This is a genomic window from Enterobacter sp. CPE_E1241, from assembly GCF_045618265.1.
GTDB lineage: Bacteria > Pseudomonadota > Gammaproteobacteria > Enterobacterales > Enterobacteriaceae > Enterobacter > Enterobacter adelaidei.
Genome location: NZ_JBIWYV010000001.1, coordinates 4034511 through 4049566 on the forward strand (window position 1 = coordinate 4034511; position 15056 = coordinate 4049566).

Genomic DNA, 15056 nt, shown 5'->3' on the forward strand with positions numbered 1-15056 from the left:
TTAGTGCTCAGAGTCTTCTGCCAGCGGAGGCTGGAACCGACGCAAACGAAGTGCGTTGCCCAGGACAAATACACTGGATAGCGCCATCGCGCCTGCAGCAAAGATTGGTGAAAGCAGCAATCCATAGGCAGGGTACAGCAGGCCTGCTGCTACAGGGATCAATGCGGCATTATAACCAAACGCCCAAAAAAGATTTTGCCTGATGTTACCTATGGTTGCCTTAGACAATCCAATAGCATTAGGCACACCCTGTAGGTTGCCGGACATTAAGACAACATCAGCAGATTCCACCGCTATATCGGTACCTGTACCAATTGCAAGCCCAATATCTGCCACGGCTAAAGCTGGGGCATCATTAATGCCATCACCAACATAAGCGACCTTACCGTAAGACTCCTTCAACCGACGAACTGCTTCAACTTTCCCTTCTGGCAACACTTCGGCAACCACTTCATCAATACCAAGCTGTCTCGCAATCGCATTTGCTGTATTGGCATTGTCACCGGTAATCATTGCGACTTTGAGCCCCAGTTGGTGCAATGCATTTATGGCAATCGGCGTACTTGATTTAATAGGGTCAGCGACTGCGATAATGGCAGCCAGACGTCCATCAATAGCAACATAGAGTGGCGATTTTCCTTCGTTTCCAAGGCGTATCGCAGTCTTTGAAAAATACTCGATATCCAAGCCTAACTCACGCATAAATCGATCGGCCCCGACCTCTACGCGCTCTCCGTCTACGGTAGCCCTGACGCCCATCCCAGTAATTGAATCAAACTCAGTCAACGCTGGCAGCGATATCTCTTTTCCTAGAGCAGCTTCAACGATAGCGCGGGCAATAGGATGTTCCGAACGTGATTCAACAGCGGCAACTTTTGCTAATACTAAGTCAAGCTCAAACCCTTCGGCCAACTCCAGGTCTGTCATTACTGGGCGCCCTTCAGTCAAAGTACCTGTTTTGTCTACAGCGACAACCCTGGCATCTTTAAGCAACTGCAGAGCTTCTCCCTTACGGAACAAGATCCCCATTTCTGCACCACGCCCAGTACCTACCATGATAGAGGTTGGGGTAGCCAATCCCATTGCACATGGGCAGGCAATGATCAATACAGCCACGGCATTAACCAGTGCGAAAGACAGGGCCGGTGATGGCCCAAATGTTAACCAGGCAAGGAAAGTTAACAACGCTGCCAGCATCACCACAGGAACAAACCATAATGTCACCTTATCGACCACGGCTTGTATAGGTAGTTTAGAGCCCTGGGCTTGCTCTACCATTCTGATTATTTGTGACAACATCGTCTGGCCACCAACGGCTGTTGCACGCAACCTCAATGCTCCTTTCTGGTTAACAGTCCCGCCAACCATTAAGCTTCCGGGAACTTTCTCGACGGGGATAGGCTCCCCCGTTATCATCGATTCATCGACAAAACTTGTTCCTTCACTCACCTCACCATCAACAGGTATCCGCTCACCTGGTCGAACTTCGATAATGTCATCAAGGGCTACATCACTAATGGGAATATCGATGACAATGCCGTTACGCAGCACATGCGCCTCTTTGGCCTGCAATCCAACCAAACGCTTGATAGCCTCAGACGTTCGACCTTTAGCTCGCGCCTCCATAAATCGTCCTAAAAGAATAAGAGCGACGATTACCGCAGCAGCTTCGTAATACACATTGACGGTACCTTGAGGCAAAAGACCTGGAGCAAAGGTCGCAATCATTGAATAACCGAATGCAGCGAGAGTCCCGACGGAGACGAGAGAGTTCATGTCTGGGCCAAGTCTTAATAACGCGGGAATACCTTTCAGGTAAAAGCGCCGCCCCGGAATAGCCAACACCAGCAATGTTAATACAAACTGGAGATACCAGCTTTCCTGGAGCCCAATGGTATCCATTATCCATTGATGCATTCCCGGTATCACATGCGACCCCATTTCCAGAATAAATACTGGTAACGCAAGTACGGTCGCCAGAACTAAATCTTTCTTCAACGCAACCTTTTCAGCATCTTTTTTTTCTGCGGCACTATCATTATTCTGGCTTTGGTTATCAACCAGGCTGGCTTCATAACCGATTTTTTCGATAGCAGTTATGAGGTCATCAACTCCTGCGGTTCCACGTACAGTAGCTCTTTCAGTCGCTAAATTAACAGTGGCTTCTTTTACACCTTTAACCGCTCGGAGCGATTTTTCGACACGCCCTACGCATGATGCACATGTCATGCCCTGAACTGATAACTCTACAGAAGCTTGAGGAACCTCATAACCAACCTTTTCAACTGCTTCAACCAACGCCATACGATTAACGAATGCATTTAGGCGGATATCTGCACGCTCTGTTGCAAGGTTAACGCTTACGTTTTGTACGCCTTCAACCTTAGCCAGAGCGGCTTCAACTCGTCCAACGCAGCTTGCACAAGTCATTCCCTCAATGGGCAAGCTGACTTGAGTTTCACCATCATTAGAATGCTGTTTTTTTTGAATGCTCATGATGTATTTCTCATCGTTATGGTCAGATAAAGAACAACCTTAAGGCTTACCATCGTGGGAAGGTCAAGCGCATTATTTTGAACATGCCGATGCCGTGGAAGGAATGGATATAAAAACCCTTTACATGAACACATATTCATATGTTATATTGAAGGCATCATGTATAACCAACCGCTTGAGGCCCTATGTCACAATCACATGATCACGAGCATGACCATACTCCAGCAGTAACCAGTGCAAACGAGCGTAAAGTCCTTATCTCCTTCCTCATGATATTCACATTTATGGTGGTCGAAGCTGTTGGAGGGATACTTTCTGGCTCATTAGCATTGCTGGCAGATGCAGGCCACATGCTTACAGATGCAGTAGCTTTGGCGCTGGCTTATGCGGCATTCCGTTTTGGCCGTCGAGCTGCTGATAGCAAACGAACCTTTGGATATTTGCGATTTGAAGTCATCGCGGGATTCTTTAATGCCCTGACACTCTTCGCTATTGTGGCGTGGATTGCATATGAGGCATGGGAAAGGTTACAAGCTCCACCAATTATACTGGCAGGCCCAATGCTGATCGTTGCCATTGCAGGATTGTTGGTCAACATATTGGTATTATGGATCATGACCCGTGGTGAGACCGATCATGTTAATGTCAAAGGTGCTATTTTACATGTGATGGGTGATCTATTGGGTTCTGTTGGCGCTATTGTCGCCGCTATTGTCATTTACTACACGGGCTGGACACCGATTGACCCAATACTTTCCGTTCTTGTCGCAGCACTGGTTTTACGTAGTGCCTGGAAATTATTAGCAAAATCGCTGCACATCCTGTTAGAAGGAGCGCCTGAAGATGCCTCCCCAGACAAGGTGGAACAGAGACTAATCAGTTCTGTTAAGGGCTTAGCAGCCGTAAGTCATATTCATGTCTGGCAAATAACCTCAGGTCGGACGATGGCAACACTGGAAGTAAGAGCCAAGGAAGATGTGGACGTAAAAGACGTTGTGAAGCTTGTAAAACAAGAACTTTATGAGCAGTTCAAAATAGAACATGCAACTGTGGGAATCGACTGGAATTACGATCAAAACGATAATACATGCAGCCTTTCACCGACAAAACTGCGTAACGAACACGAACACGAACACGAACACGAACACGGAAAAAAGCATAACCATTCTAGTCCAGGCCACAAACATTAATCAGGCCTCTGGTGATGCACTATCAATTTAGGAGGGAGAATCATAATGTCCAGCACATCAGATTGCGGCAACATACAAGACTGTTCCGCGACAGATCATGTCGCGGAGCCAGATCTATCAATGCTCTCGCAAAACGACATTGGGCAACTTTCCGAGATTTTCCATCTACTGGGGGACCAGTCAAGACTACGAATCCTGCTTTACTGTATGCGTGGTTCGGTCTCTGTAGGCGACATTGCTGAGTCGCTCCAGTTATCACAATCTCTGGTCAGTCATCATCTGAGGTTGTTACGAAGTGCAAGGCTTGTTCGCGGAGAGAGAAAGGGTAAGTACATATTTTATAGCATAATGGATCACCATGTAAGTCATGTTCTTCAGGACATGGTATTTCACATAGCTGAAGAATAACCCGAATGAATTTTGATAAGTAGAGCTTGTGTAATTCCAACTCACCTTAGTTTTTCATTACTTTGGTGAGTTGTTTCATCATTAATTTATTAAAACCTTAATAATTAACCTTTTAATAATGAAACCTGCCCCCTTCCCTTGTATGTAATAAATACCTGATGGTTCACTATCACCAGATAAAGCGAAGTGAGCAGGCCACCTCATGAAGGAGAAACCTTGCTTTGCAAGCTTATTGAATAGCCACGGATAATCTAGTTTGTCTGCTTCGTGCCAAAAGCGGACATTGCTACATCACAATGCGTTATGGTCAACATCAGAATGCAGCCCTTGTGTTGTGACGTGTAGTCTGGCCTAAACGCAGTTGCACTACATTACCTCGTGGGGTCAGCGACGGCCCCGTTTCAGTTCACGTACACAGGGATCATACTCATCTGCATAGCCACCAAAGTCATGGCTGGGCATGAAGTACCACTTTTCACCTTTCCAACCAGCGATCCGGGTGGTCGGTTTGGTTTTATTCAGAACAACAATACAGACGCCGACGGGAGACACTGGAGGAAGAAGTCGTTGCACCACACACTCACGATTGCCCACATCAATCCAGTCTTTGACGTGAATTTCAGGATGGTTCATTGTTTATCTTCATGTGATGGAATTGCTTACCGTAATGCATCCGATTACCGTGCAAGATCATGTATCCTGTCGCCTTCCTGCTCCCTTGAGGTGGCGCTGCCTTGGTACAGTCAGCACTCTGAATGTCAGGCCCAGCCGCGAGGCCGGAAGCTCATCAGGTCGCTGCGGTAGGGGAAAACGGTCCGGGTAACAGACCGTAATCGCCTGCTGGTGGTTATTGGCCCTGACTGGAGCCGCACTGAAAACTGAAGCGCATTAATATACTCGCGCCTCCGACAGGTCAGGCAATTTCTTCCAGCGCATCGTCATTTGCCGGTGGAGGAGGAAGTATAAGCGCGTCGCACTCCCTGATGACATATTCAGGAATGAGATCAAACCGGGCAGGATCCAGCTGACAGATAAATTCATTTTCAATGTGGTAGGTCTCATTCATGAATTTACGTATTACTGCGTTCTCGAGTCCGGTCTGAAGCAACCTGAACACCTGCAGTTTCTCGTAGCCATTACGGCAGAGCAGATAAAGCGCACGTATACGATCCGGGTCGGTGAGCTGAACGAAAGTGGCCTGGTAGTCAAAGCCGGGAATGCGATCGGCGATTGCCTGGCAGCCGAAGGCAACTTTTTCTGCGGACATTTCAGGATGTCCCACTCCCTGCACAACGGGTTCACGGGTGTCGATGGGCGTTTCACGGTGATGAAAAAGGTTTGACAGCACCTGATAGGCATCACCGAGGTCGTCCATAATTTCATAATGTCGGCGAAGATAGATCAACTTGATGATGTCTTCACTATCAGAGTCAGTGACAGACTGGCAGATCTGAGCAAAAGTGCGGATATCACTTTCACCGATGAGCTGCTCGGTGATGCAGCCTGCGCTGTAGTGCAAGTGTGAGGCCGTAACCAGATTACTGAACAGCTTCCTGACGGACTTCAGTGTATCAATAATAGGCTCAACATCGTGAGTCAGCATCAGTACCGTTTCATTTTTCAGGCACTCACCGGTATTGCGGCGAAACAGCATCTCCAGGATGGCAAATTTCTTGTTCTTATCAAACGATGAAATCGGGTCGTCAAGAATGATCAGACCTGGCTTCTTGGCTAAGCATTCATACATAAACAGAACAATGGCAAAGGCGTTGCGTTCACCGTAGCTGAGATGCTGGCTGCCGCCGCTGACGTAGCCTTCAAAGTCTTCGTGGCGCAGTTTCAGCCGACATTTATCGCCTTCCCCAGTGATATCCACCTGATAACGATAGCCTGCGTAAGCCAGAAAGGTATTGATATCGGTTTTATGCTTGAGGATCAGCTTCTGCATGCCCTGACGCTGCTTATTTATTTGACCCTGCAGGCGTCCGGCCTGCGTCGTCAGGTCGTCTAAAGAGGTATTGAGACTGGCTACGGTGCGGGCCGTTTTATCCGACTGCAGCTCCGGGAAAAACTTCACGTCTAGGCGACAGGCTTCCAGTGCAGCCTTGACGTTGGTTGAAGCGCTGAACGTAAAGCCGTTAAGAGTCTTAAGGGTATTCAGCATATTTATCAGGCTGTCTGTCTGCTTCTTCACTGTCACGAGATATTCTTCGTGCTGTTTTTCCAGCCCACTTTTTAGGGTTGTAATATCAGCGAGGCGGGCACGGGCAGGCTCTGAAAAATATTCGCCGAGTTTATCTAGCACGCCGATCAGGCCGATCAGGTTTTTAATGACAGCCTTATCATACTCCGCGCTGACGCGGCTAATCTGCTCGGCCTTTTCACGGGAGTCGCCAGTACAGAACGGACAGCAGCCGTCGGATAGCGCGGAGAATTTCTCATACCCCCGGGTCTGCCACTCGATCCACTCTACGCTGCTTTTACTTTGGATGTACGGCTTATAAGATTCCAAACCGTCGGGAATGTGCTGAAGCTTGTTGCCAGCGGATAAGCCTTTCATACCGGTAGACGTTTTTGCAATCCCGGTACTACTCAGCTTAAATGCGGCGCTGAGTTCCCCCAGGTGCGTGATGAATTCTTCAAGCCCGACGTTATCAGCAAACTGCTGCCGTATGGCCACGACCATGGCTTCGATTTCGCGTTCTGTCTCGTGATACGCTTCACTTTTGATGAAGATGTCAAAACTATTACTTACTAACTCGTCTGGTTGAAAAGTGAATTGATCGACATATTTTTCATTAAAGCACATGACGTTTTGCAGGCCATCGACACCAGTTACCCTAGGCTGTACTGCATCGGGATTAGAACCACGGTATCTAAACGGAAGCAGGTCGCTGAGACCCTGTTCATCCCCGTTTACCGTACACTGAATCGCGCGGGAAATGGTGCTTTTTCCGGTGCCGTTAGGCGCAAATTTAATATTTAGTTTTTTTTCTGCCAGAGTTATATTTGCTTTATCGATGTTATTACAGCAATTAATTTCAATTTCCATACCTAATCCTTTACGGCAAAGACACTGAGCAGGCCCCGTATATTGCAGGCCCGATTAATTATTTAAGCTGAAGCCAGAACATATAAGCACCGTTTCATTTTTGAGTAAAGCACTCCGGGATTCGCCCTTGGTACCGCAGCGCCGGAGCAGTTGTTTTATAGAGCGTATGTACGGCGCTTGTGATGTATGTCCGCTTCGTGCCAAGAGCGGACATTTGCACCCTCAGTACCCGCACCAGACTAAGCCGGCTCAGCAATGTCGGCGTTGCTGATACTGACAGACGTTATGCCGTTTTAAAGCGACGTTTCCGGTGTATCACCATGAGAGCGACAATTACCGCCACCGCAATTGTCGCGGTCCCCCGGAAGACGACTGATGAATCTCCTAGGATGATTTCCATGAATGATGATAAAAACTGGCCGGAGAATATAGCCATAGAAAGCCAGGCAAGGTTACGTCCCCGGACGCGAGCGTGACTCTGCTCGACTGTCATATGATTCACAAGCGGCACCGACAGACCAAACCCACAACTCATTAAAACCCCGCCAGCGATGTAGAACACTACATTATCAGCGAATGAAAATATGAAATGTCCGGCAGCGTAGCAGCTAAACGCCGTGTACAGATTTCCGTACTCACGTAAACGCGCTATGAGGCGCGGCATCATCGCAGCAGCCCCGACGGCGACCAGTGAGATAAACGACAGAAAGTATCCGGTTTCTGCTGCCCCAATAGCCATGCAGCTAAACACCTGCGGAATGATGATAATGCTGGTGAAGAAGCAAATCATGGACAGCAGGGCTGCAAAAAGCACAGGCGCTAATCGAGTCGCACTCACCGATTCGCTTTCTCCGGCGTTTTCATTCATGTTTTCTGTCCCAGAGGACAATTGTTACGGCACAAACGCCAGCTGCATAACCAGAAGAACCTAGGCAAAAAGATGAAGCAAAAACGGCCACTGCCAGCCAAGGGTTGCAAGTAATCCGCCTATAAACAGAAAAATGACACCGCCCAGCTCAATCAACATTCCCTGCGAAGGTATCATTTTCAGGCAAGCCTGACCGCTATGAAACGAGGAAATCAATCCGGTTCCTGCTGACATGACGATGGCGGTATCTGACTGAAATCTGGATGTATCTTCTTCCAGATCTACTTAAAACTCGTTCTGATAACCATACCGAGAAATAACTGTCAATCCATCCATATCTAGGGTTTGATATAGTAAAATTACCTATATATAGTTTTTTTAGTTTTCATCTCACTTGGACGCCATTTCATGAAAAGTCACGAGTACATTGTGATTTGCGGTTTTAACCGCAGTAAAGTCGGCCGATATATTGCCATTGTTGCCTCAGTTATATCGTTCGTTCTGATTTTACTAGCACTCACACTAATCGAATGGCTGAAAAACTTTCACATTAACAGCCACATACCTGCCTCAGTTTTTTCACTTATTAGCGCCGGTGGGATCTACATGGGGTTGTATACATGGTTTGATAAAAATCTCTGGCATAACACCTACCTCGGGAAATTTTTATGTGTGCCAAATCTTGCAGGCCGCTGGAATGTTGAAGGCCATACCCGATCTGAAGGTGGTAAACCCTGGGAAGGTGAGCTGAGAATTGTCCAGTCATGGGACAAAGTCAGAATTCATCTGAAAACTCAATCATCGCATTCGGATAGTGTGACAGCCTCCATCATTCATGACGAGGGAATTGGTTACCAGCTGCTTTATAACTACCGCAACCAACCCAAGACAGGTGAAGAACACCTGACTTCACATGTTGGATTCGCAGAGTTCAGGTTCGACGACGGACTCAAATCTGCTGAAGGCCATTATTTTAACGGTCAAGGCCGGGCTACTTACGGAACAATGACAATCACTAGGATCGACAATGTCTAATTCATTTAGTGCGCGAATTGAACGCATGAAGTCTCGTCGTAAAGGGACATTCGATCAATTAAACGTAGCCAGAGAGTCAATCAGTAACCAGAGGATTGATGGACTGGAAAACTATGCTTTGCTAGAAGGTTTCCTGGATTTAAATGAAAGTTGGGAAACCAGGGGAAAACAAGATTCTGCAACCCGCTATGTTATAGGTGCCATGCAACCGGTTGATAACCGCTATACCGAAATTTCTTTTGAAACTGCCAAGCGTATTGAGAACCAACTGGTAAAGAAATTAGATCTTAATCTGGAGTTTCGTGTCCAAGGCTCTGTACCACTGGATATTCATATTAAAAGTTTCAGTGATGTGGATCTGCTGATTATAGACACTCAGATGCTTATTTATGATAGCGACGGTATTGGCCGCTACACCCCTACGAACAAAAATGATGGGGATGTCATCCTTGAACTCAGGGATGCCGCTAGGGATGCCCTGAAAGCAACTTTCCCTGCGGCAGATGTTGATGACAACAACGCCAAATCTTTGAGAATAACGGGAGGGTCTTTGCAGAGAGAAGTGGATGTGGTGCCAAGCATCTGGTGGGATACCAAAGAGTACCAACATACTAAAGATGTAGATCAACGTGGGGTCACTATTATAGATAAAAACACACGTCAACGTATCTACAACCTACCTTTCCTCCACATCAAACGAATTAAAGACAAATGCGATCAATGTAATGGAGGATTGCGTAAGTCTATTCGTTTTCTTAAGACACTAAAAGCGGATAGTGAAGCTGAGGGTACTAAAATTGAACTCAGTAGTTATGATATTGCCTCGCTGATGTACCACGCAGATGGTAACAATCTCCGACATAGCCAATACTACGAGCTGGCTGTCCTTGTAGAGACTCACAGATGGCTAAATTATCTTGCACAGAACCCTAATGCTGCAATGCTGCTCTACGTTCCAAATGGCACCAGAAAGATAATTGACAAGAATGAAACTTTTGCCGAATTGCTTAAACTGACGGGAATGGTCAATAGTATTGTCACTGAGGTGCTGCGTGAAATAACCGGCCAGCCTACTGAATATTACACACCCGCCAAAGGAATTTTACTTATAAAACAAGCGGTTTACTAACAGGATGCTATCAAGATCCACTTAATAAGTGGATCTTGAATCATCCGCGACTATTTGCCGGACAGCGCTAGTCATTCCGGCTTAAGCGCTATTATGAGATTTATTTCCAGTTTAGTATGAGTCTCCGTACTAATCGTTGATTGAAGAGACATACATGCTGGATAACTCTTAATGGGGTCAGTTTGGATATCGAAAATTATTGTACTATAAGGACTTCCCCGGCATGTCAAAGCCGGTATTTATGGTTTCTGTCTGCTCTTCAGTAAAAATAAAGGGGAGAGACTGCGGTACTATAAACGGCCATGATGAATCGTCATCGATTCGGGCCCTGATGAAAGACGCGCGCGAGGTTCTTGTTCGTTAAGCGGATACGTATATCCTGTACAATAGCCAGATAGGCCTCACGGGGTCTAACCCTTTATCATCAACGAATTGCAGGTCAGATGGTTATACAGCTTCGAGCTTTAGTTGACTGAGTACAGCCGGAAATCATCACCGTAATGTAGTGATGCCCAACACAGCCGCGCATTTTTGGCGGCGATGGCCACAACAGCCCGCCAGTACCCTCTGCGCTCAACCAACATACAAACCCAACGGCTGAATGAGTCAGTCCTTTTCCCGGCGCCAATAAGCACTGAACGAGCCCCCTGAACCAGAAGCGTTCGCAGATACGAATCACCGGCTTTTGTGATCCTGCCGAGTTTCGACTTTCCCCCGCTGCTGTATTGTGATGGCGTCAGCCCCAGCCAGGCTGCCAGTTGACGTCCATTTTTAAAATCATGTGCATTACCGATACTGGCGACCAGTGCACAGGCCGTTGTGGGACCAACGCCCTTTAGCTCCATCAGCCGCTGACTGCGATGATCTGTTTTGGCTATGTGGGACAAAATTCGGTCATATTCAGTGATGTTAGCTTCAATGCGATCAACGTGTTCCATCAAATCATCAACACATTGCTGAACCTGAAGCGGTAAAGAGCTCTTCTGCACAGAAACCATGTGGCGCAGGGCATCAGCACTTTGTGGCGCGATGACACCGAATTCAGATATCAATCCTCGCAGACGATTATACGTTGCTGTTTTCTCTTCGATAAAACCCTGACGGGTACGATGTAAACACTGCATGGCCTGCTGGCTTTCGTCTTTCACTGGTACGAACCGCATATGCGGACGACGAACAGCTTCACAGATAGCCTGAGCATCAGCTGCATCATTTTTTCCTGATTTTCCGGCCATACGATAAGGCGATACAAACTTAGCAGCCATCAGACGTGGCTCATGACCATACTGCCGAAACAATCTTGCCCAGTAGTGAGCCCCGGAGCATGCTTCCATCCCGATAACACAGGGAGGCAAACTTGCAATTAACTCAGGAAGTGCAGCACGCGATACTTTAGGCTTAACCAGAACAGTTCTACCATTTTGATCAACACCGTGAACAGCAAACACATTTTTAGCAAGATCGATACCGACAGTCGTGATAGTCATAACGAATTCCTCCGGGACGATGTGTACCCCATGATTGCACAAGAGTTAATCAGGAGCATAATCAGGGGAAGTCCCTTCCATTCGTTAAGGCTGATTTTTTGTAAGTACCCCACTTAAACGCCCCATTCTCTTTCAGAGACCCTCTGGCACATGGATTAGGTTTTCCGAAAGCGAACTTCCGCTCTTCGCTCATAGATGCCGGTCAAACATCCCGCATTCAGCATGTGAGGCGGTAGCCTCATCTCTGATGTACTGAATAACAGTAACGTCTTGCTGGTGTGTCTATCCCGGCTTTACCATGACGTATAGCGATAGGGTCAGTGGGTTCGTAAATGCTCAACGGCACTCTCAGTGAGAGTCAGTACCGATTTAACGCTGATGCTTATTCTATCGATAATGGCCTGCCGGGGACCATGACGCCATGCTTCGCTATCATAAAAGGTGTCCTGGGCAGTTTTCAGGTGAGAGAGGCTGTTATAAGCCCTGATCAGATAGTAAGCATCGTCGTCATGTGCTGATATACCATAAGAAATAACATCCATTCCCACTGAACGGTGAAGTGGAACACTCACTTCTTTCATTATTCTATGAAAGTCTTTTCCAGTACCGGGTTTGAGGGTGTACAGCAAAAATTCGACAGTTTTCATCTTCGATATCCTATTCTGTTTTTCTCATCATAGCGAATTATGGCGACGTGTAGTCGTGAAACCGAACAGAAGAACTGGACTGCCAGGCTGTCCCCAGCAGTTATGGCTCTGAATGTCTCATGCGTGCCAGGAGCGGACGTTGCTAACATAGAGATGCTCTAATCTGCAAGGAGCAGCTCCCCCTTTATCAGACAATCTTGTCTGACGCTCCGGACAGAAATATGCTGGTTTTATCTGTTCAGAACACTGAACTATGTTCGGGAAATCACAGAGTCAGGCTAACGGAATAGAATAGTGAGCGGTGTCTTAACCCCTTAAATCGTAAAAGCACCGGTTGATAGCTGATGATGAACGCTTCTCTGATTTAACCAAGCATCGGCATTGAGAATGAATCAAAAAAGTGAAAATATCAAAGGGTAATAGCCTCCGTTTGAACCGGACACCTCACCAGTAAGACATAGTCATAGAGCTATGTTTAAGGAGTGTCCTGTGCAAAGAATCGAAGTGATCACTGGCGAGCAAAAACGCCGTCGTTATACTCCTGAAGAGAAAGCCCGTTTTGTTGCGCTCGCCATGCAGCCCGGCTACACCGTCTCACTCGTTGCCCGGCAATATGACATCACACCCAGTCTTCTTTTTAAGTGGAAACGGCTCATGAACGAGGGTGGAAAGTCTGCGATCGTCGCTGGCGACGAGGTCGTCAGTGTCTCCGAGGTCCAAGCGCTGGAGAAAAAAGTCAAACAGCTTGAACAAATGCTGGGCCGCAAGACGATGGAAGCCGAAATCCATAGGAACGCGCTTGAGATAGCCTAGGCAAAAAAGTTGATATCGCGCATGCCATTGCTGCCACCGGACGATACCTCCTCATCCGAATAGCAGAAGTGCTCTGCGTATCGCGTTCGAATCTTTATGAACGGCTGCTAAAGAAGCGCCAGCAGCGGCCAGCCCGCTATAGCAAAGATGATGACGCCCGACTGTTACCGCTTATCCGCCAGATATGCAGCGAGCGGGCGACAAACGGCTACCGTCGCGTGACGGCACACCTCAATCGTGCGCTGAAGGAACAAAACTGGCGGGTTAACCACAAACGCATTTACCGGATCATGCAGGCGAATAACCTGTTGCTGGCAAAATCTGGCCATAGAAAGCCAGAGCACAGTCATACCGGCAACGTCGTGACACTCAAGCCGGATACGCACTGGTGTTGAAATCCGCTGCTTGAATCGGGAAGTCGTGCGGGTAGTGTTCAGCCTTGACTGCTGTGATCGCGAAGCCATCTGCTGGTCGGCGACAACAGGTGGAATAAACAGCGTTATGGTGCAGGATCTGCTGACAGAGAGTGTGGAAAAGCGCTTTGGCAATACGCTTTACCTGCCACATGCCGTTGAGTGGCTGACCGATAATGGCTGTTGCTACATAGCGGACTCAATAAGAACGTTCGCCACCTCACTCAGGTTCATCGTGTGTACGACGCCAGTGCGCAGTCCGGAGAGCAATGGGATGGCTGAATCGTTCGTTAAAACGTTCAAGCGTGACTACGTGTATGTTAATGACCTGCCGGATGCCATGACAGTGATGTGAAAACTGACGGAATGGATGGAAGACTATAATAACTGGCATCCCCATAAAGGGCTGAAAATGCAGTCACCAAGGGAATACAGAAGTTCGCTGCTAGCTATAAATTAACCGTGTCCGTTTTAGCGGGGGCAACTCCACAAAGAGGACGTGGAGCTAAAATATTTGCACGGATAAAAAACCATACTTAACTATTAGTATTACATTAAAAAAATACGGACTCTTTATCAGCAGTCCGCTAAAGTCTATTCAAGGAAAAAACATGTGGCATATCAAGCATTAAAAATTAGTATATAGTGGCAGATTTTATCAAGGTATATATTCCTATAGATACCCTAAAATGATTATCTATTAATCCCCTAATTTAGCGGTCATATGCACTCGATTACCAGTATACGCAGAGAGAATTTTGTATGACGTTTGTGCTTCTTTTGCTTTAGCAGCAATTTTTGCTTCTGCACTGTCAAGAGTGGAAGCAGTTACGCTGACCGTCTGCGCCATACCAGAGAATGAGACAACAGAGAGAAAACCAGCTGCTGCGAGAAGTTTGATATTTTTCATAGTGATAACCCTAGTAAAGTTAATGTTCATCATAAGAGCATACTGCTCGTTTCCTGTTGATGAGCATTAAAAACCCTGCAACTACTATAGGGTCAATACTTTTTATTGTATTTTTTATATAGCGCTGACTGTCTTGAACATCCACTTATCGAGAAATTTTTCTTAAACAATAAAATTCACTCATAATCAATAAGATATGGCAATTTTTATATCGTTTTACACTGAAGATATTTTTTCTTACCCCATTTATATAGGTTTCAAAATATGTCTTTGCAGGTAATTGGAGGCTGGAACTCACGCATTCCTATCCCCTTCCCTTCAAACAACTCTAGCTTTACTCTGATCAAAAGAATAAATACCCAGACATTAAATCACGTGACATGAAATGCCAAAACTGTCTAAATAAACTGGACTGACCCCAGGATTAGATATAACCTTCAATTAGTAATGTCGGTTGGTTTTTCTTCATATTTCCCGTTTCGCCAGCCTGCTGGAAATTCAGCTGGAGTCTGGTAATCCAGCGATGAATGTGGACGGCACTCGTTATAATCCTGCCGCCAGTCATTAATCGTTTTCCTGGTGTGAACTGATCCTACCCACGTAATGTG

11 protein-coding genes and 2 pseudogenes are annotated in these 15056 nt (G+C 46.7%); 5 read left to right on the forward strand and 8 right to left on the reverse strand.

The window, feature by feature from the left end; translation table 11 throughout:
• A complete protein-coding gene (locus ACJ9Y9_RS19735; RefSeq protein WP_009654818.1) occupies positions 1–2496 on the reverse strand; it encodes a heavy metal translocating P-type ATPase in 2496 nt (831 codons plus the stop codon).
• Between the two features lie 185 nt (positions 2497–2681).
• On the opposite strand from ACJ9Y9_RS19735, the gene ACJ9Y9_RS19740 reads away from it, so the two are divergent.
• Together ACJ9Y9_RS19740 and ACJ9Y9_RS19745 are read left to right on the forward strand one after the other, a co-directional pair.
• On the forward strand, positions 2682–3686 hold the full coding sequence (locus ACJ9Y9_RS19740) for a cation diffusion facilitator family transporter (RefSeq protein ID WP_009654826.1): 1005 nt from the start codon (positions 2682–2684) through the stop codon (positions 3684–3686).
• A 45-nt stretch (positions 3687–3731) separates the two neighbouring features.
• Positions 3732–4094 carry a helix-turn-helix transcriptional regulator gene (locus ACJ9Y9_RS19745; protein ID WP_016154435.1) on the forward strand — a complete coding sequence of 121 codons (363 nt, stop codon included), beginning with the start codon at positions 3732–3734 and terminating at the stop codon, positions 4092–4094.
• A gap of 384 nt (positions 4095–4478) precedes the next feature.
• Here ACJ9Y9_RS19745 and ACJ9Y9_RS19750 read toward each other — a convergent pair whose 3' ends face one another.
• From ACJ9Y9_RS19750 to ACJ9Y9_RS19760, 3 genes are all read right to left on the reverse strand, one after another.
• Complete coding sequence (locus ACJ9Y9_RS19750) at positions 4479–4727, reverse strand: hypothetical protein (protein WP_016154436.1); 249 nt, start codon at positions 4725–4727, stop codon at positions 4479–4481.
• A gap of 280 nt (positions 4728–5007) precedes the next feature.
• Positions 5008–7146 (reverse strand): AAA family ATPase, encoded by a 2139-nt coding sequence (locus ACJ9Y9_RS19755; RefSeq protein ID WP_009654821.1) that lies wholly within the window; start codon positions 7144–7146, stop codon positions 5008–5010.
• A 283-nt stretch (positions 7147–7429) separates the two neighbouring features.
• A complete protein-coding gene (locus ACJ9Y9_RS19760) occupies positions 7430–8014 on the reverse strand; it encodes an MFS transporter (protein ID WP_009654820.1) in 585 nt (194 codons plus the stop codon).
• Between the two features lie 408 nt (positions 8015–8422).
• On the opposite strand from ACJ9Y9_RS19760, the gene ACJ9Y9_RS19765 reads away from it, so the two are divergent.
• A complete protein-coding gene (locus ACJ9Y9_RS19765; RefSeq protein ID WP_016154438.1) occupies positions 8423–9049 on the forward strand; it encodes a hypothetical protein in 627 nt (208 codons plus the stop codon).
• Positions 9042–10178: a hypothetical protein gene (locus ACJ9Y9_RS19770; protein WP_009654824.1), complete on the forward strand. Its 1137-nt coding sequence runs from the start codon at positions 9042–9044 to the stop codon at positions 10176–10178. The genes ACJ9Y9_RS19765 and ACJ9Y9_RS19770 overlap by 8 nt, the downstream gene beginning before the upstream one ends.
• A gap of 464 nt (positions 10179–10642) precedes the next feature.
• On the opposite strand, the gene ACJ9Y9_RS19775 is transcribed toward ACJ9Y9_RS19770, so the two are convergent.
• Complete coding sequence (locus ACJ9Y9_RS19775; protein ID WP_000156887.1) at positions 10643–11665, reverse strand: IS110 family transposase; 1023 nt, start codon at positions 11663–11665, stop codon at positions 10643–10645.
• A 317-nt stretch (positions 11666–11982) separates the two neighbouring features.
• Complete coding sequence (locus ACJ9Y9_RS19780; RefSeq protein WP_016154439.1) at positions 11983–12312, reverse strand: NIPSNAP family protein; 330 nt, start codon at positions 12310–12312, stop codon at positions 11983–11985.
• Between the two features lie 489 nt (positions 12313–12801).
• Here ACJ9Y9_RS19780 and ACJ9Y9_RS19785 point away from each other — a divergent pair.
• Positions 12802–13998 (forward strand): annotated as a pseudogene (locus ACJ9Y9_RS19785) (IS3 family transposase).
• 240 nt (positions 13999–14238) lie between these two features.
• On the opposite strand, the gene ACJ9Y9_RS19790 reads toward ACJ9Y9_RS19785, so the two are convergent.
• Positions 14239–14448, reverse strand: coding sequence for a YdgH/BhsA/McbA-like domain containing protein (locus tag ACJ9Y9_RS19790; protein WP_032443218.1), 210 nt, complete (start codon positions 14446–14448; stop codon positions 14239–14241).
• 437 nt (positions 14449–14885) lie between these two features.
• A pseudogene (locus ACJ9Y9_RS19795) lies at positions 14886–15035 on the reverse strand (integrase core domain-containing protein); the annotation flags it as partial.
• Positions 15036–15056: the final 21 nt, after the last annotated feature.

Excerpts from the sequence above, each read along its gene's own strand:
- ACJ9Y9_RS19755 (WP_009654821.1), bottom strand. The coding sequence starts at position 7,146 with ATGGAAATTGAAATTAATTGCTGTAATAACATCGATAAAGCAAATATA.
- ACJ9Y9_RS19760 (WP_009654820.1), bottom strand. The coding sequence starts at position 8,014 with ATGAATGAAAACGCCGGAGAAAGCGAATCGGTGAGTGCGACTCGATTA.
- ACJ9Y9_RS19780 (WP_016154439.1), bottom strand. The coding sequence starts at position 12,312 with ATGAAAACTGTCGAATTTTTGCTGTACACCCTCAAACCCGGTACTGGA.
- ACJ9Y9_RS19775 (WP_000156887.1), bottom strand. The coding sequence starts at position 11,665 with ATGACTATCACGACTGTCGGTATCGATCTTGCTAAAAATGTGTTTGCT.
- ACJ9Y9_RS19790 (WP_032443218.1), bottom strand. The coding sequence starts at position 14,448 with ATGAAAAATATCAAACTTCTCGCAGCAGCTGGTTTTCTCTCTGTTGTC.
- ACJ9Y9_RS19740 (WP_009654826.1), top strand. The coding sequence starts at position 2,682 with ATGTCACAATCACATGATCACGAGCATGACCATACTCCAGCAGTAACC.
- ACJ9Y9_RS19745 (WP_016154435.1), top strand. The coding sequence starts at position 3,732 with ATGTCCAGCACATCAGATTGCGGCAACATACAAGACTGTTCCGCGACA.
- ACJ9Y9_RS19770 (WP_009654824.1), top strand. The coding sequence starts at position 9,042 with ATGTCTAATTCATTTAGTGCGCGAATTGAACGCATGAAGTCTCGTCGT.
- ACJ9Y9_RS19765 (WP_016154438.1), top strand. The coding sequence starts at position 8,423 with ATGAAAAGTCACGAGTACATTGTGATTTGCGGTTTTAACCGCAGTAAA.
- ACJ9Y9_RS19750 (WP_016154436.1), bottom strand. The coding sequence starts at position 4,727 with ATGAACCATCCTGAAATTCACGTCAAAGACTGGATTGATGTGGGCAAT.
- ACJ9Y9_RS19735 (WP_009654818.1), bottom strand. The coding sequence starts at position 2,496 with ATGAGCATTCAAAAAAAACAGCATTCTAATGATGGTGAAACTCAAGTC.